18 protein-coding genes are annotated in these 19,487 nt (G+C 64.8%); 11 read left to right on the forward strand and 7 right to left on the reverse strand.

Translation table 11 applies throughout. The features are described from left to right. Positions 1 to 70: 70 nt before the first annotated feature. The gene (locus HG549_RS01785; protein ID WP_170027913.1) at positions 71 to 835 is read right to left on the reverse strand and encodes a TOBE domain-containing protein; all 765 of its coding nucleotides are present in this window, start codon (positions 833 to 835) and stop codon (positions 71 to 73) included. A 177-nt stretch (positions 836 to 1,012) separates the two neighbouring features. Further along, positions 1,013 to 1,744 (reverse strand): ComF family protein, encoded by a 732-nt coding sequence (locus HG549_RS01790; RefSeq protein WP_170027914.1) that lies wholly within the window; start codon positions 1,742 to 1,744, stop codon positions 1,013 to 1,015. A gap of 89 nt (positions 1,745 to 1,833) precedes the next feature. Between HG549_RS01790 and bioB the strand changes: the two genes are divergently transcribed. From bioB to HG549_RS01835, 9 genes are all read left to right on the forward strand, one after another. Beyond that, entirely contained in the window at positions 1,834 to 2,892 is a 1,059-nt protein-coding gene (bioB, locus tag HG549_RS01795) for a biotin synthase BioB (RefSeq protein ID WP_170027915.1), read from the forward strand. Between the two features lies 1 nt (position 2,893). Next, the gene (gene bioF / locus HG549_RS01800) at positions 2,894 to 4,066 is read left to right on the forward strand and encodes an 8-amino-7-oxononanoate synthase (protein ID WP_170027916.1); all 1,173 of its coding nucleotides are present in this window, start codon (positions 2,894 to 2,896) and stop codon (positions 4,064 to 4,066) included. Next, entirely contained in the window at positions 4,059 to 4,790 is a 732-nt protein-coding gene (locus HG549_RS01805; RefSeq protein ID WP_170027917.1) for an alpha/beta fold hydrolase, read from the forward strand. The genes bioF and HG549_RS01805 overlap by 8 nt, the downstream gene beginning before the upstream one ends. After that, positions 4,783 to 5,601, forward strand: coding sequence for a malonyl-ACP O-methyltransferase BioC (gene bioC / locus HG549_RS01810; protein ID WP_170027918.1), 819 nt, complete (start codon positions 4,783 to 4,785; stop codon positions 5,599 to 5,601). The genes HG549_RS01805 and bioC overlap by 8 nt, the downstream gene beginning before the upstream one ends. Positions 5,602 to 5,611: 10 nt before the next feature. Beyond that, on the forward strand, positions 5,612 to 6,292 hold the full coding sequence (bioD, locus tag HG549_RS01815) for a dethiobiotin synthase (protein WP_170027919.1): 681 nt from the start codon (positions 5,612 to 5,614) through the stop codon (positions 6,290 to 6,292). Positions 6,293 to 6,486: 194 nt separating this feature from the next. Then, positions 6,487 to 6,783 (forward strand): pyrroloquinoline quinone biosynthesis protein PqqE, encoded by a 297-nt coding sequence (locus HG549_RS01820; protein ID WP_170027920.1) that lies wholly within the window; start codon positions 6,487 to 6,489, stop codon positions 6,781 to 6,783. A gap of 286 nt (positions 6,784 to 7,069) precedes the next feature. Then, complete coding sequence (locus tag HG549_RS01825) at positions 7,070 to 8,875, forward strand: phenylacyl-CoA dehydrogenase (RefSeq protein WP_170027921.1); 1,806 nt, start codon at positions 7,070 to 7,072, stop codon at positions 8,873 to 8,875. Between the two features lie 287 nt (positions 8,876 to 9,162). Next, positions 9,163 to 10,446, forward strand: a complete 1,284-nt coding sequence (locus HG549_RS01830) for a diguanylate cyclase (RefSeq protein WP_170027922.1) — start codon at positions 9,163 to 9,165, stop codon at positions 10,444 to 10,446. Positions 10,447 to 10,568: 122 nt separating this feature from the next. Further along, positions 10,569 to 12,347 carry an acyl-CoA dehydrogenase C-terminal domain-containing protein gene (locus HG549_RS01835; RefSeq protein ID WP_170027923.1) on the forward strand — a complete coding sequence of 593 codons (1,779 nt, stop codon included), beginning with the start codon at positions 10,569 to 10,571 and terminating at the stop codon, positions 12,345 to 12,347. A 280-nt stretch (positions 12,348 to 12,627) separates the two neighbouring features. Here HG549_RS01835 and HG549_RS01840 read toward each other — a convergent pair whose 3' ends face one another. After that, positions 12,628 to 13,551, reverse strand: a complete 924-nt coding sequence (locus tag HG549_RS01840) for a LysR family transcriptional regulator (protein ID WP_170027924.1) — start codon at positions 13,549 to 13,551, stop codon at positions 12,628 to 12,630. Between the two features lie 210 nt (positions 13,552 to 13,761). On the opposite strand from HG549_RS01840, the gene HG549_RS01845 reads away from it, so the two are divergent. Both HG549_RS01845 and HG549_RS01850 read left to right on the forward strand, forming a co-directional pair. After that, on the forward strand, positions 13,762 to 15,042 hold the full coding sequence (locus HG549_RS01845) for an aspartate aminotransferase family protein (RefSeq protein WP_170027925.1): 1,281 nt from the start codon (positions 13,762 to 13,764) through the stop codon (positions 15,040 to 15,042). Positions 15,043 to 15,194: 152 nt separating this feature from the next. Next, complete coding sequence (locus tag HG549_RS01850; RefSeq protein WP_009681539.1) at positions 15,195 to 15,353, forward strand: YqaE/Pmp3 family membrane protein; 159 nt, start codon at positions 15,195 to 15,197, stop codon at positions 15,351 to 15,353. A gap of 133 nt (positions 15,354 to 15,486) precedes the next feature. Here HG549_RS01850 and HG549_RS01855 read toward each other — a convergent pair whose 3' ends face one another. Genes HG549_RS01855 through pqqC form a run of 4 tightly spaced genes read right to left on the reverse strand, consistent with a single transcriptional unit; the run spans position 15,487 to position 19,432 of the window. After that, complete coding sequence (locus tag HG549_RS01855; protein WP_170027926.1) at positions 15,487 to 17,307, reverse strand: S9 family peptidase; 1,821 nt, start codon at positions 17,305 to 17,307, stop codon at positions 15,487 to 15,489. Continuing rightward, positions 17,273 to 18,433, reverse strand: coding sequence for a pyrroloquinoline quinone biosynthesis protein PqqE (pqqE, locus tag HG549_RS01860; protein WP_170027927.1), 1,161 nt, complete (start codon positions 18,431 to 18,433; stop codon positions 17,273 to 17,275). Before pqqE ends, HG549_RS01855 begins: the two co-directional genes overlap by 35 nt. Further along, positions 18,405 to 18,680 carry a pyrroloquinoline quinone biosynthesis peptide chaperone PqqD gene (pqqD, locus tag HG549_RS01865; protein WP_170027928.1) on the reverse strand — a complete coding sequence of 92 codons (276 nt, stop codon included), beginning with the start codon at positions 18,678 to 18,680 and terminating at the stop codon, positions 18,405 to 18,407. The genes pqqE and pqqD overlap by 29 nt, the downstream gene beginning before the upstream one ends. Next, a complete protein-coding gene (gene pqqC / locus HG549_RS01870; protein ID WP_003255592.1) occupies positions 18,677 to 19,432 on the reverse strand; it encodes a pyrroloquinoline-quinone synthase PqqC in 756 nt (251 codons plus the stop codon). Before pqqC ends, pqqD begins: the two co-directional genes overlap by 4 nt. Between the last annotated feature and the right edge of the window lie 55 nt (positions 19,433 to 19,487).

Raw genomic sequence — 19,487 nt, forward strand, 5'->3', positions numbered from 1 at the left:
TGGGGGCCATGGTACCGCGTTATGCCTGTGTCGGCCTCTTCACGGGCACACCCCGCACCGCGCAACCAGCCTAGGCGGGAACCCCGATCAACACATAAGAAGGATGAAACTGCACCCGTACCGTACTGCCATCCGCCACCCGGTGCTCAGCCAGCCAGTGCGCCTCGGCAAACGCACACAGCGTCTGCCCGTTGCCCAGCGCCAGCCGCACCTCGCTCGGCCCATCAGGCTCCGCCAGCACTTGCTCCACCGTCGCCTTCAGGCAGTTGCTACCCGTTTCGGCCTCTTCCCCTGGCGCCAGCAACCGCACCCACCCGGCCTTGAGCAGTGCCACCACCGTTGTTCCCGGAATCAGCTCCAGCCGGGCAGTGCTGTCATGCGTGATCAGCGCCTCGATCTCCAGCCCGCCGCCCAAGGCCAGGCTGACGCGATCATGCCGCCCTTCGCGGCGAAGGCCGCTGACCTGCCCCTGCAACTGGTTGCGCGCGCTGGTGCGCAGCATCAGGCGACCAAGCAGGTCGAGGTCACTGGATTGTTCGGCCGCTTCGAGGATTTGCGCCTGCAGGGCCTGCAGGCGCTGATACAGGCGCAGTACCCGTTCGCCTTCCAGCGACAAGCGGGCACCACCGCCGCCACGCCCGCCGGTGCTGCGCTCGACCAGCGGCCGGCTGGCCAGGTTGTTGAGTTCGTCGATGGCGTCCCAGGCGGCCTTGTAGCTGATCCCCGCTGCCTTGGCGGCGCGGGTGATAGAGCCTTGCTCGGCAATGTGATGCAGCAGGGCGATGCGCTGGGGGCGGCGGGCGATATGCTGGGTGAGGAGGGCGGGCAGGGACATAGGTAATGTAGTCGTCAACGGATAAAGGGACGGTGCCTCTCCTGTCCGGGCCAGTCAAGTGAGCCGGGGCCGTTTCGCGCCCCATCGCCGGCAAGCCAGTTCCTGCAGAGGCAACGTTGACTCCACGGCAACGCTCTCCGTGCAGGAACCGGCTTGCCAGCGATGGTGCCCCTGAGATCACACATGAGCCGGCTTGGGCGTGCGTGCCAGGCAATACACATCGACCTGCCGCGCCCCGGCCTTGCGTAGTACTTCGGCGACCGCCTGCGCGGTGGCGCCGGTGGTCAGCACGTCATCGACGATGGCGATATGCCTGCCCGTCAACTCGCCTGCTACGGCAAACGCCTGGCGCAAATTGCGCCGCCTTGCCGATGCATCCAGTTGCTGTTGTGCAGGCGTCTCGCGGCTGCGTGCCAGCAACCGTTCGTCGCAACGTATGCCGAGTTGTGCCGACAACCAGCGCGCCAACATGCCTGCCTGGTTGAAGCCGCGCTCGCGCAGTCGACGCCTGGCCAGGGGCACCGGCAACAGCAGGTCGGGCCGGGCCAGCCCTTCGGCGAAGCGATGCAGCAAGCCATGCCCGAGCATTTGCGCCATCAGCCGCCCCAGGGGCCACTGGCGCTTGTGCTTGAAGCGGCTGACCAGCGTGTCTACCGGAAAGCCGAAATGCCACAGCGCAACCACCCGCTCGAAAGCCGGCGCACGGCGGCTGCATTGCGCGCAGGTCAGGCCAGCCATTGGCATGGGCAGGGCGCAGCGCAGGCATTGATCAACCAGCCAGGGCAGCTCCTGTTCGCAGGCGACGCACAACGGGTAGGCCTGCTCGGCAGGCTCGTCGCACAATAAACACGCTTGATTAATAATTAACCACTTGTAAACCAGCCTTTTCCAATGCGGTTGACAGTTCATAGGCCTTCCATGACTATGCGAGCTATCCGTGATGCGCTGGCGGGCTTTCCTGTCCCGGCGCCAGCTACAGCCTAAACAAGGAAACACCGATGAGCGCCAGCACAACTGCAACAACACGTCACGACTGGTCCCTGGCCGAGGTCAAGGCGCTGTTCCAGCAACCGTTCAATGACTTGCTGTTCCAGGCGCAGACCGTGCACCGCGCGCACTTCGACCCGAACCGCGTGCAGGTTTCGACCTTGCTGTCGATCAAGACCGGCGCCTGCCCGGAAGATTGCAAATATTGTCCGCAATCCGGCCACTACAACACCGGGCTGGAAAAACAGAAGCTGATGGAAGTGCAGAAGGTGCTGGAAGAAGCCGCACGCGCCAAGGCCATCGGCTCCACCCGCTTCTGCATGGGCGCGGCCTGGAAGCACCCATCGGCCAAAGACATGCCCTACGTGCTGGAAATGGTCAAAGGCGTGAAGGCCATGGGCCTGGAAACCTGCATGACCCTTGGCAAGCTCGACCAGGAGCAGACCAAGGCCCTGGCCCAGGCCGGCCTGGATTACTACAACCACAACCTCGATACCTCGCCGGAGTTCTACGGCAGCATCATCACCACCCGCACCTACAGCGAGCGCCTGCAGACCCTGGCCTACGTGCGTGATGCCGGGATGAAGATCTGTTCCGGCGGCATCCTCGGCATGGGCGAGTCGCTGGACGACCGCGCCGGCCTGCTGATCCAGCTGGCCAACCTGCCCGAGCACCCGGAGTCGGTGCCGATCAACATGCTGGTCAAGGTCGCCGGCACGCCGCTGGCCGAGGAAGAGGACGTCGACCCGTTCGACTTCATCCGCATGCTGGCGGTGGCGCGTATCCTCATGCCCAAGTCGCACGTGCGCCTGTCCGCCGGCCGTGAGCAGATGAACGAACAGATGCAGGCCCTGGCCTTCATGGCCGGCGCCAACTCGATCTTCTACGGTGAAAAACTGCTGACCACTGCCAACCCGCAGGCCGACAAGGACATGCAACTGTTCGCACGCCTGGGCATCCAGCCCGAAGCACGTGAGGAACATGCCGACGAAGTGCACCAGGCAGCCATCGAGCAGGCGCTGGTCGAGCAGCGCAGCAGCGAGATGTTCTACAACGCCGCGTCTGCCTGAGATGGCCTTCGACCTGGCCGCGCGCCTGGCCGAACGGCGCGCCGCAGACCTGTATCGACAGCGGCCACTGCTGCACAGCCCGCAAGGGCCGGAAGTGGTGGTCGACGGCCAGCCTTTGCTGGCCTTCTGCAGCAATGATTACCTAGGCCTGGCCAACCACCCGCAGGTGATTGCCGCCTGGCAGGCCGGCGCCGAGCGCTGGGGTGTCGGTGGTGGCGCCTCGCACCTGGTGGTCGGCCACAGCACCCCGCACCACCAGGTGGAAGAGGCCTTGGCCGAACTCACCGGGCGCCCGCGCGCGCTGCTGTTCTCCACCGGCTACATGGCCAACCTGGGCGCCATCACTGCGCTGGTGGGGCAGGGTGACACGGTGCTGCAGGACCGTTTGAACCACGCTTCGCTGCTGGATGGCGGGCTGCTCAGCGGGGCCCGTTTCAGCCGCTACCTGCACAACGACCCGGCCAGCCTGGCCAGCCGCCTGGACAAGGCGGTCGGCAATACCCTGGTGGTGACCGATGGCGTGTTCAGCATGGACGGTGACCTGGCCGACCTGCCGGCACTGGCCGCTGTCGCCAAGGCGCGCGGCGCGTGGCTGATGGTCGACGATGCCCATGGCCTGGGCACCCTCGGCAACCAGGGCGGCGGTATCGTCGAGCACTTCGGCCTGGGCGTGGATGAGGTTCCGGTGTTGATTGGCACGCTGGGCAAGGCGTGCGGTACCGCCGGTGCCTTTGTCGCTGGCAGCGAAGAACTGATCGAGGCGCTGGTGCAATTCGCCCGCCCCTACATCTACACCACCAGCCAGCCACCGGCGCTGGCCTGCGCCACGCTGAAAAGCCTGGAACTGCTGCGCCGCGAAACCTGGCGCCGCGAGCACCTGGCGGCGTTGATTCGCCAGTTCCGCGAAGGCGCACAGCAGATCGGGCTGCAATTGATGGACAGCCCGACGCCGATTCAGCCGATCGTCATCGGCGACAGCGCGCAGGCCCTGCGCCTGTCGCGCATGCTGCGCGAGCGCGGCCTGCTGGTGACGGCCATCCGCCCGCCTACTGTACCGGCGGGTAGCGCACGCCTGCGGGTGACCTTGAGCGCCGCCCACAGTGAGGCGCAGGTGCAGCTATTGTTGAATGCATTGGCCGAGTGTTATCCACAGTTGGAGAGCGCCGATGCGTAATCGACTTGTTCTGTTGCCCGGCTGGGGCCTGGGCACTGCCTCCCTGGAGCCGCTGGCCGCCAGCCTGCGCGGCCAGGACGCCCGCCTGCAAGTAGAGCTGATGCCCCTGCCGGAGCTGCCTCACAGCGATGTCCAGGCCTGGATCGAGTACCTCGATCGCAAGCTGCCGAACGATGCCTGGCTGGGTGGCTGGTCGTTCGGCGGGATGCTGGCCAGCGCCCTGGCGCACAAGCGCGGCGACCACTGCTGTGGCCTGCTGACCCTGGCCAGCAACCCTAGTTTCGTCGTGCGCCCGGGCTGGCCCCACGGCATGGCCGAAGATACCTTCGGCACCTTCCTCGACGGCTGCCGTAGCCATACCCAGGTCACCCTCAAGCGCTTCCGTACGCTATGCAGCGACGGTGCCCAGCAACCCCGTACCCTGCTGCGCCAGTTGGGTATCGGCGTGCCGGACACCGACCCGTTGTACCTGGCCACCGGCCTGGAAGTGCTGGCCAAGCTGGATACCCGCGAAGCCCTGCAGGCCTACGCCGGCCCGCAGCTGCACCTGTTCGCCGGCAGCGACGCACTGGTGCCGGCAGAAGCGGCTAAAGCCCTGAGCGAGCTGTTGCCCGATGTGGAAGTGGGCCTGGTTGAAGACAGTTCCCACGCGTTCCTGCTGGAGTACCCGCAGGAGCTGGCGGCGGGCATCAAGAGTTTCCTGCATGAGAGTGGCGATGACTGACCTTTCCCGTCCGACCCTGCCTGGCTCACTGCCCGACAAGCGCCAGGTGGCGGCTTCGTTCTCCCGCGCTGCGGCCAGCTATGACAGCGTGGCGGCGCTGCAGCGTGCCGTGGGCCTGAACCTGCTGGCGCAGTTGCCGCAAGGCCTGCAGCCGTCGCGCTGGCTGGACCTGGGCAGCGGCACCGGTCACTTCAGCCGGGCGCTGGCCGAGCGTTTCGCCGCCGCCAGCGGCGTGGCGGTGGATATCGCCGAAGGCATGCTGCGCCATGCGCGCAACGAGCAAGGTGGGGCGCACTATCACGTCGCTGGCGATGCCGAGCGCTTGCCGTTGCGGGATGCCAGCGTCGACCTGGTGTTTTCCAGCCTGGCGGTGCAATGGTGCGACCAGTTTGCCAGCGTGCTGGCAGAAGCGCGGCGGGTATTGCGACCGGGCGGTGTGCTGGCCTTCAGTAGCCTGTGCGTGGGTACCCTGGATGAACTGCGCGCCAGTTGGCAGGCGGTGGATGGCCTGGTGCATGTGAACCGCTTCCGTCGCTTCGAAGACTACCAGCGGCTGTGTGCGGCCAGCGGCCTCGAGCAACTCCAACTGCAGCGTTGCCCGCATGTGCTGCACTACCCTGATGTGCGCAGCCTGACCCACGAACTGAAGGCCCTGGGTGCGCACAACCTGAACCCAGGGCGGCCGTCCGGGCTGACGGGCCGGGCGCGCATGCAGGGCTTGCTGCAGGCCTACGAGGCGTTTCGCCAGCCCCAAGGGCTGCCAGCCACTTATCAAGTGGTCTATGGTGTGTTGCGCAAGACACAGGCGTGAGGGGAGCGAGATGAGCCAGGCCTATTTCATTGCCGGTACCGATACCGACGTTGGCAAGACCACCATCGCTGCCGGGCTGTTGCATGCGGCGCGCCTGCAAGGCTTGAGTACGCTGGGGGCCAAGCCGGTGGCGTCGGGTTGCACGATGACGGCGAAAGGGCTGCGCAACAGCGATGCCCAGGCGCTGATCGATGAAAGCTCGATCAAGCTGCCCTACGAGCAGGTCAACCCGTTTGCCTTCGAGCCGGCTATCGCACCCCATGTGGCAGCGCGTGAGGCGGGGGTAACCCTTGCGGTACCGGAGCTGCTCGCGGCGATGCGCAATGTGCTGCAACAGAATGCCGATTTCACCCTGATCGAAGGGGCCGGCGGCTGGCGCGTGCCGTTGTCGGGGCAGGCCAACCTGTCCGACCTGGCCATTGCCCTCAAGCTGCCGGTGATCCTCGTAGTGGGGGTGCGGCTGGGGTGCATCAGCCATGCCCTGCTCAGCGCCGAGGCAATCGCCCGTGACGGGCTGCAACTGGTGGGATGGGTGGCGAACATCATCGAACCCCGTACTTCGCGGCTGGAAGAGAACCTGGCCAGCCTGGCTGAGCGGTTGCCAGCGCCTTGCCTGGGGCGGGTGCCCAAGCTCAAGCAGGCCAGCGCTGATATGGTGGCCGAGCACCTGCAGCTGGATCTGCTGGATTAGGCGGTTCCAGGCCAGGCCCCTCCGCGGGCACGGCCGCTCCGGCAGGTACTGCGCGGGGTTCAGGTAATCGGGCTACCAGGTATACCCAGGGCCTATCGAATGGCACCAGGCCATTAGGGATTTAAACGGGCCTTTTTGCGCCCGGCCTGCTTTAATTGGGCCTGTTCGTCATCCAGCGTCAATGGAGTCCTGACATGGAAATCACCGGTAGCTCCGCCTACTACGCAGGCCTGAGCGCAATCCAGACCGGCCAGAACCGCGTCGATCAGGCTGCCAGCCAGATTGCCAATACCACCGCCGAACGTTCTGCCACCAGCCAGTCCAGCGACTTTCAGGCTGAACGCTTGCGCGCGGTCGACCGCAGCCAGCAGATGGACCTCGCCACCAGCACCGTGCAATTGGCCGTGGGCAAACATGAGGTCGAGCTTGGCGTGAAGATCGCCAAGGCATCCGACGAAATGCTCGGCCGGTTCATCGATACCTACGCCTGATCGCTGCCATCCACCCCCGAATCAACGCCTGCACCCCGGTGGGAGCGGGTATACCCGCGTATGCGTCAGCCCAGACATCTGTTTTCTAGGCCGGCTTTTTCGCGGGTAAGCCCATTCCTACCGGAGCCATGGCATGCGTTGGCGTATTTGCCATTTTTCGTGGCGTAAATGGCACCATAGTCCATTCTTGACATACGGCGGAGCTAAACGTAAGTTTCAAACAACTGTTTGACCGACGCCGGTCGGCGCGCGTCACCCCACAGAACTCACCTAGAGGTTCATCGCAATGCCTGACTACAAAGCCCCCTTGCGTGATATCCGCTTCGTTCGCGACGAACTGCTCGGCTATGAGGCGCACTATCAGAGCCTGCCGGGTTGCCAGGACGCCACGCCCGACATGGTCGACGCGATTCTTGAGGAAGGCGCGAAGTTCTGTGAGCAGGTGCTGTCGCCGCTGAACCGTGTGGGTGACCAGGAAGGCTGCACCTGGAGCGAATCGGGCGTGAAAACCCCGACTGGCTTCAAAGAGGCCTACCAGCAGTTCGTCGAAGGCGGCTGGCCGAGCCTGGCGCATGATGTCGAGCATGGTGGCCAGGGCCTGCCGGAGTCGCTGGGCCTGGCCCTGAGCGAAATGGTCGGTGGGGCGAACTGGTCGTGGGGCATGTACCCTGGCCTGTCCCATGGCGCGATGAACACCATTTCCGCGCACGGTACCCCTGAGCAGCAGCACACCTACCTGACCAAGCTGGTCTCCGGCGAGTGGACCGGCACCATGTGCCTGACCGAACCGCACTGCGGTACCGACCTGGGCATGCTGCGCACCAAGGCCGAGCCCCAGGCCGACGGCAGCTACAAGGTGTCGGGTACCAAGATCTTCATTTCCGCCGGTGAGCACGACATGGCCGATAACATCGTCCATATCGTCCTGGCCCGCCTGCCGGATGCACCGGCCGGCACCAAGGGCATCTCGCTGTTCATCGTGCCGAAGTTCCTGCCTGACGCCGAAGGCGGCGTGGGTGAGCGCAACGGCGTCAGCTGCGGCTCGATCGAGCACAAGATGGGCATCCACGGCAACGCTACCTGCGTGATGAACTTCGACGGCGCCACCGGCTTCCTGATCGGCCCGGCCAACAAAGGCCTGAACTGCATGTTCACGTTCATGAACACCGCCCGGCTGGGTACCGCACTGCAAGGCCTGGCGCATGCCGAAGTGGCCTTCCAGGGCGGCCTGAAGTACGCTCGTGAGCGCCTGCAGATGCGTTCGCTGACTGGCCCGAAAGCACCGGACAAGGCGGCTGACCCGATCATCGTCCACCCCGACGTGCGTCGCATGCTGCTGACCATGAAGGCCTTCGCCGAAGGCAACCGTGCAATGGTGTACTTCACCGCCAAGCAAGTGGACATCGTCAAGTACAGCCAGGATGAAGAGGAGCGCAAGAAGGCCGACGCCCTGCTGGCCTTCCTCACCCCGATCGCCAAGGCGTTCATGACCGAAGTCGGCTTCGAGGCCGCCAACCACGGCGTGCAGATCTACGGCGGCCACGGTTTCATCGCCGAGTGGGGCATGGAGCAGAACGTGCGCGACAGCCGTATCTCCATGCTGTACGAAGGCACCACCGGCATCCAGGCCCTGGACCTGCTTGGCCGCAAGGTGCTGATGACCCAGGGCGAAGCGCTGAAGGGCTTCACCAAGATCGTGCACAAGTTCTGCCAGGCGCAGGAAGGCAACGATGCGGTGAAGGAGTTCGTCGAACCGCTGGCGGCGCTGAACAAGGAATGGGGCGAGCTGACCATGAAAGTGGGCATGGCCGCCATGAAGGACCGTGAAGAGGTGGGCGCGGCCTCGGTCGACTACCTGATGTATTCCGGTTATGCCTGCCTGGCCTACTTCTGGGCCGACATCGCCCGCCTGGCCGCCGAGAAGCTGGCTGCCGGCACCAGCGAAGAGGCGTTCTACACCGCCAAGCTGCAGACCGCGCGCTTCTACTTCCAGCGTATCCTGCCGCGTACCCGTACCCATGTGGCAGCGATGCTGTCGGGTGCCGACAACCTGATGGCGATGGACGAAGAAAGCTTCGGCCTGTCCTACTGATCCGGCGGTTGTAACTGAAACCCGCCTGCCCTCACCGGCAGGCGGGTTTTTTGTATCTCAGGCCCGGCGCGGTGCCTTTGCAGGAGCGACCTGGTGTCACGATCGAGCGGCAAGGCAGCCCCGGGGACCGTTGCTTGGCGGAAATGGTTGGGCCGCTTCGCGCCCCGATCGCGACACCAGGCCGCTCCTACAAGGGCGGTATCCGATTTGAATTCAACTGTTCATGTGCACTGCCGATGAAGTATGGGCACAATGCCACCATTGATCTGCCGGGTTGGAGATTACCCTTGCTTCGTCTTAACGCTGTTCGCGCGAGCCACTTCCTGCCTTCGCTGATCCTGTTGCTGGCAGGCCTCGCCGCGGCTTATGTGAGAGACCTCAGTGTGTTTTTCACATCGCTGTTCAATGTCCTGCCCACCTTGGTCCTGCTGCTGGGCGGCGCCTATTGCGCGGTATACCGTCGTCAACGCGAGCTGTTCCTGATGCTCACGGTCTATATCGCCTACTTCCTGCTCGACACCCAGACCGACTTCTACCGTGACCATGGCCGCGTACGCGAGGATGCGGCGTTGGTCTTCCACCTGGTGTGCCTGTTGCTGCCTGCCCTGTTCGGGCTGTATGGCGCCTGGCAGGAGCGCACCCACCTGCTGCAGGACCTGGTCGCCCGTGGCGCCGTGCTGTTTGCCGTGGGCAGCGTGGCCCTGGCCCTCGAGCAAAGCTACCCCGAAGCGCTGCTGACCTGGTTGGCGGAAATCCGTTGGCCGTCCCTGCATGGCCAGTGGATGAGCCTGATCCAGATGGTCTACCCACTGTTCCTTTGCGTGTTGATCCTGCTGGTGGTGCAGTACCTGCGCGCTCCGCGGCCGCTGCACGCCGCGTTGATCTCGGGCCTGCTGGGTATTTTCTGGATGCTGCCGCAAACCTTCATCCTGCCGTTCACCCTGAACATCATGTGCAGCCAGGTGATGCTGATGATCGCCGCGGCGGTGGCCCACGAGGCCTACCAGATGGCCTTCCGCGACGAGCTGACTGGCCTGCCGGGGCGCCGCGCGCTGAACGAGCGCATGCAACGCCTGGGGCGCAACTACGTGATCGCCATGACCGATGTGGACCACTTCAAGAAGTTCAACGACACCCACGGCCACGATGTCGGCGACCAGGTGCTGCGCCTGGTCGCCAGCCGCCTGTCCAAGGTGACCGGCGGTGGCCGGGCCTACCGTTATGGTGGCGAGGAGTTTGCCTTGGTGTTCGCTGGCAAGACCGCCGAAGAATGCGTGCCGCACGTGGAGGCGGTGCGCGAGGTGATCGCCAATTACGTGATGCACCTGCGCGACCAGCATAGCCGCCCGCAGGACGATACCGCCGGGCGCCAGCGGCGTGCAGGCAGCAGCGGTGGGACGGTGTCGGTCACCATCAGTATCGGCGTCGCCGAGCGCCAGGCCGAGCATCGCAACCCCGAGGCTGTGCTGAAATCTGCCGACCAGGCGCTGTATAGCGCAAAGAGCGCAGGGCGCAATTGCGTCATGGTGCACGGGCAGCAATCGCAGCGTGGCGCGGTGCGCATGGCGTGACTGAAGCTGACTGTCCGGTCTAGTGATGACCCTATGTGTCGTAAAAGTTGTTCGGTTACACTGCTCGTTACCCAGTGTCGCGGTTCCCCGAGACCGCCCCGACCGACTAGCGAGAGGTTGTCATGGCTGAATATAAAGCGCCCGTGCGCGACATGCGCTTCGTACTGAATGAAGTCTTCAACGTGGCCGAGCAGTGGGCGCAGTTGCCCGGGTTGGCCGAGGTTGTCGATGCCGACACAGCCATGGCGGTGCTCGAAGAAGCCGGCAAGGTCACTGCCAGGTCCATCGCGCCGCTCAGCCGCGCCGCCGATGAAGAGGGCTGCCACTGGGACAATGGTGCCGTACGCACCCCGGCCGGTTTCATCGACGCCTACAACACTTATGCCGAAGGTGGCTGGGTGGGCGTGGGCGGCGACCCGTTGTTCGGCGGCATGGGCATGCCCAAGGCCATTTCGGCCCAGGTCGAAGAAATGGTCAACGCCTCCAGCCTGGCGTTCGGCCTTTACCCGATGCTGACCGCCGGTGCCTGCCTGTCGATCAATGCCCACGCCAGTGAAGCACTGAAGGAAAAGTACCTGCCGAACATGTACGCCGGTGTGTGGGCGGGCTCCATGTGCCTGACCGAGCCGCACGCGGGTACTGACCTGGGCATCATCCGCACCAAGGCCGAGCCACAGGCCGATGGCAGCTACAAGGTCAGCGGCACCAAGATCTTCATTACCGGTGGCGAGCACGACCTGACCGAGAACATCATCCACCTGGTGCTGGCCAAGCTGCCAGATGCACCGGCGGGGCCGAAAGGCATTTCGCTGTTCCTGGTGCCGAAGTTCCTGGTCAATGAAGACGGCAGCCTCGGCGCGCGCAACCCGGCCACCTGCGGCTCCATCGAGCACAAGATGGGCATCCAGGCTTCTGCCACGTGCGTGATGAACTTCGACGAAGCCGTCGGCTATCTGGTCGGCGAGCCGAACAAGGGCCTGGCGGCGATGTTCACCATGATGAACTACGAGCGCCTGGGCGTGGGTATCCAGGGCCTGGCCTCGGCCGAACGCTCCTACCAGAACGCCGTGGAATACGCCCGCGAGCGCCTGCAGAGCCGCGCCCCGACCGGGCCGCAAGCCAAGGACAAGGCCGCCGACCCGATCATCGTCCACCCCGATGTGCGCCGCATGTTGCTGACCATGAAGGCACTGATCGAAGGTGGCCGAGCCTTCTCCACCTACGTGGCCATGCAGCTGGACAGTGCCAAGTACAGCGAGGACGCTGGCGTGCGCAAGCGCAGCGAGGAGCTGGTGGCATTGCTGACGCCGGTAGCCAAGGCCTTCCTCACCGACCTTGGCCTGGAGTGCGCGGTGCACGGCCAGCAGGTGTTCGGCGGGCATGGCTACATCCGCGAGTGGGGGCAGGAGCAGTTGGTGCGCGATGTGCGTATCACGCAGATCTACGAAGGCACCAATGGCATCCAGGCCCTGGACCTGATGGGGCGCAAGGTGGTGGCCAGTGGTGGCGCGTACTACCGCCTGTTCTCCGACGAGATTCGCCAGTTCATTGCCAGTGCAGGTAGCCAGCTGGAGGAATTTGCCAAGCCGCTGGCGGCCAGCCTCGACCAGCTCGACGGGCTGACCGAATGGGTGCTGGAACAGGCCAAGGGCAACCCGAATGAAATCGGCGCGGCTTCGGTCGAGTACTTGCACGCCTTTGGCTACGTGGCCTACGCCTACATGTGGGCGTTGATGGCGCGGGCGGCACAGGCCGGTGATGGGGATGAGGCATTCTACGCGGGCAAGCTGGGTACGGCGCGGTTCTACTTTGCGCGGTTGCTGCCACGGGTGGATTCGCTGGTGGCTGCGGTGAAGGCAGGCAGTGAATCGCTGTACCTGCTGGATGCTGAGCAGTTCTGACAGGTTATGGGGCCGCGCAGCGGCCTCGATTCCCAACCGGCATGCGAAAAATCTGCTCGTGTAAGCTTTTTCCTACATGACGTGGTGACTTTTCACCACTGTTCTCACATTGGATCCACGGTTAATCTTTCCCACATGGACGTTGCGCAGGAAGCGCAAAGTACAGATCACGGAAGACAACGAAGGAACACCTGCCAGGATGGCGGGGCGATACGGATGTCACAGGGAAACAGTCTGGAAAACCCCGCTTAGGCGGGGTTTTCTTTGTGCGCGCGTTTTTTCAGGCGAGCACATCCAGTGGCGATGTCCCTAACAGGCGGGCGTCGGTCTCTTCCTCCAGCAGCGTGCGCAGCAGCTCCACTGAGGCCTGCTGGCGCTGGGCATCGCGAAACACCAAGCCCACCTTCAGCGGCACGCGCGGCTCGCTCAAGGGCTTCCACAACAACGCCTGGTCATCCTCGGCGGCCTCCTTGGCCCGGCCCGGCAGGATGGTCGCCAATGCCGTGTGGGCCAGGCTGTCGAGTATCCCGGCCATGTTGTTCATTTCCGCCTGTACCTGCGGCCGACGCCCCTGGCTGGCCAGCTGCGCCTGCCAGATCTGGCGGATCTGGAATTCTTCGCCCAGCATCAGCATGGGCAGCTCGGCGGCCTGGCGGATGGATACCTTCTTGAAGTCCTTCAGCGGGTGCGTCGCGGGGATGACCAACTGCAGCTCATCTTCGTACAGCAACAGGCCATGCAGCCCCGGCTGGCGTGGCGGCAGGTAACTGATGCCGATGTCCAGGCTGCCGTTGAGCAGGCGCCGCTCGATTTCCAGCCCCGACAATTCGTAGATCTGCACCACAAGGTGCGGCTGTGCCCTGCGCAGGCGTTCGAGCAGTTGTGGTACGAGGCTGGGGCGCACGGTCTGCAGCACGCCGATGGCCAGGGTGCGCAACGACTGGCCCTTGAAGTTGCGCATGGCCTCGTGGGCGCGCTGCAGGCCGTCGAGCAGCGGCAGGGCATGGTTGTACAGGGTATGCGCAGCCAGGGTCGGCAGCAGGCGCTTGTTGCTGCGCTCGAACAGGCTCAGGTCGAGGCTGTGCTCCAGCTGGCGGATCTGTTGCGACAGCGCCGGCTGGGACAGTGACAGGCGCTCGGCGGCGCGGCCCACGTGACCCTCTTCATACACCGCGACGAAATAACGCAGTTGGCGGAAATCCATAAGTGCTGCTTATCGAAAATGCTGGAAAAACGAAATGGCCGAAACCCCCTGCGAGGCCTAGTCTATCGCTGTATTCCAAAGGGTTACAGCAATGAATGAATCGATTGTTACCCTGGATGAAAAACACTTTTGATAGGAAAGGCAAAATATCGAGTGACGGCATCCAGACCGCACCGACAACGCCTTCTTCCGTGACTGGTTGGAGCCCTGATGAACCTGTTCAAGCTGCGCCGCCCGGCCCTCACCGCCGTCGCCGAGCCCAAGCGTGCGCCGGTGATCGTAGCGGAAGCCGCGCAGCTGTCGCATGAACGGCTGATGCCTGGCAGCGAACGCGCAGCGCAGGTTTTCGTACGTGGCCAGGGTTCCTGGCTGTGGGACAACGACGGGCATGCCTACCTGGACTTCACCCAGGGTGGCGCGGTCAACAGCCTGGGGCACAGCCCCAGCGTGCTGGTCAAGGCACTGGGCAACCAGGCCCAGGCGCTGATCAACCCGGGTTCGGGCTTGCGCAGCCGTGGCTTGCTGGAGTTGGCCGAGCGCCTGTGCCAGAGCACCGGCAGCGACCAGGCCTACCTGCTCAACAGCGGTGCCGAAGCGTGCGAGGGCGCGATCAAGCTGGCGCGCAAGTGGGGCCAGCGGCACCGCAACGGCGCCTATCACATCATCACCGCCAGCCAGGCGTGCCACGGCCGTAGCCTGGGTGCGCTGTCGGCATCCGACCCACTGCCGTGCAATCGTTGCGAGCCCGGCCTCCCCGGCTTCAGCAAGGTGCCGTTCAACGACCTGGCGGCGCTGCACGCCGAGGTCAACTCACGCACCGTGGCGATCATGCTGGAGCCGATCCAGGGCGAGGCGGGTGTCATCCCGGCGACGCAGGAATACCTCAAGGGGGTGGAAACCCTCTGCCGCGAGCTGGGCATCCTGCTGATCCTCGACGAAGTGCAGACCGGCATCGGCCGCTGTGGTGCGCTGCTGGCCGAAGAAACCTACGGCGTGCGTGCCGACATCGTGACCTTGGGCAAAGGCCTGGGGGGCGGTGTGCCACTGGCAGCGTTGCTGGCCCGGGGCACGGCGTGCTGCGCCGAACCTGGCGAACTGCAGGGCAGCCACCATGGCAATGCGTTGATGTGCGCCGCAGGCCTGGCCGTGCTGGATGCAGTGCTGGAGCCTGGCTTCTTTGCCCAGGTGCAGGACAACGGCCGCCACCTGCGCGAAGGCCTGAGCCGCCTGGCCGGGCGTTACGGCCAAGGGGAAGTGCGCGGGCAGGGCCTGCTGTGGGCACTGCAGCTGAAAGAAAGCCTGGCCCAGGAGCTGGTGAGTGCAGCCCTGCACGAAGGCCTGCTGCTCAGTGCGCCACAGGCGGATGTGCTGCGCTTCTCGCCGGCCCTGACCGTGAGCAAGGGCAACATCGACGAAATGTTGCTACGCCTGGCCCGCGCCTTTGCCCGCCTGCACGCCCGCCAGCAGGCGCGTCGGGAAATGCCGGCATAGCGGGTTGGCGAAACCGAGAATTCTACGAACCGTCTGGCGTTCCTGCGCATCGCCCCTGGCCTGTTTCATTCGGCCCGGGGCGTTTTTTTTGCGCGTGGAACCTCTGTGGCGAGTGGCTAGTCTGTGAGGTAACCCCTTCAGGAGAGACTCGCATGGATTTCATACGCATCATCATCGCCATCATCCTGCCGCCGCTGGGGGTGTTCCTGCAGGTGGGGTTCGGCGGGGCGTTCTGGCTGAACATTCTGCTGACCCTGCTGGGTTACATTCCGGGGATCGTGCACGCGGTGTACATCATCGCCAAGCGCTGAGACCTTCTGGGGCTGCTTTGCAGCCCATCGCGACACAAGGCCGCTTCTACAGGTACAGTGCCATATTCGGATTTACGCGATCCCTGTAGGAGCGGCCTGGTGTCGCGATGGGCCGCAAAGCGGCCCCCGAATCTCAACCCCCCAACACCCGACAATAGAACTTCCACTCTTCTTCCAGCGCGTGCGCCAGGTTCTCGGCCTTGCGGAAGCCATGCCGCTCGCCAGCATAGAAGTGCCCTTCGGCCTCGATCCCGTTGGCTTGTAACGCCGCCAGCATCGAGCGCGTCTGCTCCGGCACCACCACCGCATCCAGTTCGCCCTGGAAGAAAATCACCGGCACCCCGATCTGCCCGGCATGCAGCAGTGGCGTGCGCTGGCGGTAGCGCTCGGCGTCCTGCTGCGGGTCACCGATCAGCCAGTCCAGGTAGTCGCCCTCGAACTTGTGCGTGGCCCGGCCAAGCGCCAGCGGGTCGCTGACCCCGTACAGGCTGGCGCCGGCGCGGAACACATCATGAAACGCCAAGGCGCACAGCGTGGTATAGCCGCCGGCGCTACCGCCGCGGATGAACGCCTTGCTGCGGTCGATCAAGCCACGTGCCGCCAGGTGTTCGACAGCCGCACAGGCATCGGCCACATCGCTTTCCCCCCAGCGCAGGTGCAGGGCCTGGCGGTATTCCCGGCCGTAGCCGGTGCTGCCCCGGTAATTGAGGTCGGCTACGGCGAAGCCGCGCTGGGTCCAGTATTGCACGCGCGTGTCGAGTACCGGATAACACGCCGAGGTCGGCCCGCCATGGATGAACACCACCAGCGGCGTGGCCCCTTGCGAGCGCGCTGCCGGATAGAAGAAACCGTGCGCCTGGTGGCCCTCACTGCCATAGTGGATCGGCTGCGGCAGGCTGATATGCGTGGCTGCAAGCACTTGCGCACCACCAGCCAGAACGCTGACCTGGTGGTTGCTGCGGTCGATGCTGATGACGGCCGGCGGACTTATCGGCGAAGCAGCTATGGCGTACAGGTGGTCGGCATCCATGGCCAGGCTGCGAAAGCGCGTATAGGCACTGGCGAATCGCTCCAGGCCAGCGACGGTGCGTAGCCCCAGTTGCCCAAAGCCGTCTTCGAACCAGCTGGCCAGGTAACTCTGCTGCCCCAATGCCAACCAGGTGCTCGCACCCAATTGCCAGGGGGCGGCGGCATGGTCTGCCGGCTCGGCAGGCAGCGCCTGCCAACCACCATCGAGCTCACCCCAGGGCTGCCAGAAGCCGTTACGGTCGGACAGGCAGTACAGCCGGCCTTGGGCATCGAAGCGTGGCTGCTGCAGCGACTCGTCGGCACCGGCCACACACTGCGCTGGCCCCCATCGGCCGCTGTTGTCACGCGTGCGGCACATCAGCCGGGTGACCGTCCAGGGCTGCGCCGGGCGGTCCCACTCGATCCACGCCAGGCGCTGGCCATCGGCACTCACGGTGGGCGAGGCGTAGAAGTCGGCGCCTTCGGCAAGCACCTGCCGGCTTCGTTCCGCCAGGGCAACCAGTCGATGCTCGACCCGTTCGCCATGCCGCTCTTCGACCGCCAGCACCAGGCCGGCGTGCCACTGCAGGTCGCCGTAGCGGCAATTCGCGTCGTGGCTCAGGGGCCGTGGCGCTGCTGCTGCCAGGCCCTGGGTGTAGACCTGCTGGTCCTTTTCGTTGACGAACAGCAGCCCGTCGCCGCCCAGGCAGAAACTCCCCCCGCCGTACTCATAGACCCGGCTGCGCACGCTGAAACCATTAGGTGTCAGGCAGCGGGCCTGCTGGTGCTGCCAATGCCAGATACGGCACGCGCCATCGGCGGGGCGGAACTCGTTCCAGAACAGCCCGGCTGCGCTGACCTTGAGTTCGGCGAAGTCGGTGCCGGCCGCGACTGCCTGGGCCGCACTGAATTCAGCCGCGGGCGATGACACGGGAGTTTCGCTCATTGCGGAAGGTCATCTGTTCAATCGCGAGCTGGGCACTTTCCGCCTCCTCGCGGGCCTTGAGGATGACGCCGTGGTCGGCCGACTTGGCGCACACCGGGTCGGCGTTGCTGGCATCGCCGGTCAGCATGAAGGCCTGGCAGCGGCAGCCGCCGAAGTCCTTTTCCTTCTCGTCGCAGGAACGGCAGGGTTCGCGCATCCATTCATAGCCACGGAAGCGGTTGAAGCCGAACGAGTCGTACCAGATATGCCGCAGGTCGTGGTCGCGCACGTTGGGGAACTGCACCGGCAACTGGCGTGCGCCGTGGCACGGCAGCGCGGTGCCGTCCGGGGTGATGGTAAGGAACAGGCTACCCCAGCCGTTCATGCAGGCCTTGGGGCGTTCTTCGTAGTAGTCCGGGGTGACGAAGATCAGCTTGCACGGGTTGCCTTCGGCCTTGAGCTTGTCACGGTACTCGTTGGTGATGCGTTCGGCCCGTTCGAGCTGCGCGCGGGTCGGCAGCAGGCCCAGGCGGTTGAGGTGGGCCCAGCCGTAGAACTGGCAGGTGGCGAGTTCGACGAAGTCCGCTTCCAGGGCGATGCACAGCTCGATGATGCGGTCGATCTTGTCGATATTGTGCCGGTGGGTGACGAAGTTGAGCACCATCGGGTAGCCGTGGGCCTTCACCGCGCGGGCCATTTCCAGTTTTTGCGCAAAGGCCTTCTTCGAGCCGGCCAACAGGTTGTTCACCTGCTCGTCACTGGCCTGGAAGCTGATCTGGATGTGGTCCAGGCCAGCCTTCTTGAAGTCGGCGATGCGCGCCTCGGTCAAGCCTATGCCCGAGGTGATCAGGTTGGTGTAGTAACCCAGCCGGCGCGCCTCGCCGATCAGCTCGGCGAGGTCCTGGCGCACCAGCGGCTCGCCGCCGGAAAAGCCGATTTGCGCGGCGCCCATTTCCCGCGCTTCGGCCATCACCTTGAACCACTGCGCGGTACTCAGCTCCTGGCCCTGGGCGGCGAAGTCCAGCGGGTTGGAGCAGTACGGGCACTGCAGCGGGCAGCGGTAGGTCAGCTCGGCCAGCAGCCACAGCGGCAGGCCGACTGCGGGCGTGGGTGGTAACTCAGGCGAGGACGATCCAGTGTTCGGCACGGGCCACCTCCATGAACTGCTCGATGTCGTCGGCCACTTGCGGGACATCGGGGAACTGTTGTTCGAGTTCGGCAATGATCGCGGCAACGTCGCGCTGGCCGTCGATCAGGCCTCCGATCAGGGCTGCGCTGTCGTTGAGCTTGATCATGCCCTCGGGGTACAGCAACACATGGCCCTTTTGCGCCGGCTCGTACTGGAAGCGGTAGCCGGGGCGCCAGTTCGGCACTTGATTACGATCGAAACTCATAGGGTGATCCCTTTGTGCCACACCCGTTCCTGGGTGACGGAGTGATAGGGCGGGCGGTTCAGCTCGTAGGCCATGCTCATGGCGTCGAGCATGCTCCAGAGGATGTCCAGCTTGAACTGCAGGATCTCCAGCATACGCTCCTGGCCTGCGCGGGTGGTGTAGTGCTGCAGGGTAATCGCCAAGCCGTGCTCGACGTCACGCCGGGCCTGGCCCAGGCGGGTGCGGAAGTATTCGTAGCCGGCCGGGTCGATCCACGGGTAGTGCTGCGGCCAGCTGTCCAGGCGCGACTGGTGGATTTGCGGGGCGAACAGCTCGGTCAGCGAGCTGCTGGCCGCTTCCTGCCAGCTGGCCCGCCGGGCAAAGTTGACGTAGGCGTCCACGGCAAAACGTACGCCGGGCAGCACCAGCTCCTGCGAGCGCAGTTGGTCCGGGTCCAGGCCCACGGCCTGGCCCAGGCGCAGCCAGGCTTCGATACCGCCGTCTTCGCCGGGTGCGCCATCATGGTCGAGCAGGCGCTGGATCCACTCGCGACGTACTTCGCGGTCCGGGCAGTTGGCCAGGATCGCGGCGTCCTTCATCGGGATGTTGACCTGGTAGTAGAAGCGGTTGGCCACCCAGCCCTGGATCTGCTCGCGGGTGGCGCGGCCCTGGTACATCGCCACGTGGTAGGGATGATGGATATGGTAGTAGGCGCCCTTGGCGCGCAGGGCCTGCTCGAATTCGGCAGGGGACATTGGCAGTGCGTCGCTCATTCGGCTGGCTCCTGTATAGCTGAGTCTCGGCTCACCTCGCCCCCTGTGGGAGCGG

Origin of the sequence: Pseudomonas sp. SK (assembly GCF_012975065.1) — a bacterium.
Classification (GTDB): Bacteria; Pseudomonadota; Gammaproteobacteria; order Pseudomonadales; family Pseudomonadaceae; genus Aquipseudomonas; species Aquipseudomonas anuradhapurensis.

Excerpts from the sequence above, each read along its gene's own strand:
- HG549_RS01785 (WP_170027913.1), bottom strand. The coding sequence starts at position 835 with ATGTCCCTGCCCGCCCTCCTCACCCAGCATATCGCCCGCCGCCCCCAG.
- HG549_RS01790 (WP_170027914.1), bottom strand. The coding sequence starts at position 1,744 with ATGAACTGTCAACCGCATTGGAAAAGGCTGGTTTACAAGTGGTTAATT.
- bioB (WP_170027915.1), top strand. The coding sequence starts at position 1,834 with ATGAGCGCCAGCACAACTGCAACAACACGTCACGACTGGTCCCTGGCC.
- bioF (WP_170027916.1), top strand. The coding sequence starts at position 2,894 with ATGGCCTTCGACCTGGCCGCGCGCCTGGCCGAACGGCGCGCCGCAGAC.
- HG549_RS01805 (WP_170027917.1), top strand. The coding sequence starts at position 4,059 with ATGCGTAATCGACTTGTTCTGTTGCCCGGCTGGGGCCTGGGCACTGCC.
- bioC (WP_170027918.1), top strand. The coding sequence starts at position 4,783 with ATGACTGACCTTTCCCGTCCGACCCTGCCTGGCTCACTGCCCGACAAG.
- bioD (WP_170027919.1), top strand. The coding sequence starts at position 5,612 with ATGAGCCAGGCCTATTTCATTGCCGGTACCGATACCGACGTTGGCAAG.
- HG549_RS01820 (WP_170027920.1), top strand. The coding sequence starts at position 6,487 with ATGGAAATCACCGGTAGCTCCGCCTACTACGCAGGCCTGAGCGCAATC.
- HG549_RS01825 (WP_170027921.1), top strand. The coding sequence starts at position 7,070 with ATGCCTGACTACAAAGCCCCCTTGCGTGATATCCGCTTCGTTCGCGAC.
- HG549_RS01835 (WP_170027923.1), top strand. The coding sequence starts at position 10,569 with ATGGCTGAATATAAAGCGCCCGTGCGCGACATGCGCTTCGTACTGAAT.
- HG549_RS01840 (WP_170027924.1), bottom strand. The coding sequence starts at position 13,551 with ATGGATTTCCGCCAACTGCGTTATTTCGTCGCGGTGTATGAAGAGGGT.
- HG549_RS01845 (WP_170027925.1), top strand. The coding sequence starts at position 13,762 with ATGAACCTGTTCAAGCTGCGCCGCCCGGCCCTCACCGCCGTCGCCGAG.
- HG549_RS01850 (WP_009681539.1), top strand. The coding sequence starts at position 15,195 with ATGGATTTCATACGCATCATCATCGCCATCATCCTGCCGCCGCTGGGG.
- HG549_RS01855 (WP_170027926.1), bottom strand. The coding sequence starts at position 17,307 with ATGAGCGAAACTCCCGTGTCATCGCCCGCGGCTGAATTCAGTGCGGCC.
- pqqD (WP_170027928.1), bottom strand. The coding sequence starts at position 18,680 with ATGAGTTTCGATCGTAATCAAGTGCCGAACTGGCGCCCCGGCTACCGC.
- pqqC (WP_003255592.1), bottom strand. The coding sequence starts at position 19,432 with ATGAGCGACGCACTGCCAATGTCCCCTGCCGAATTCGAGCAGGCCCTG.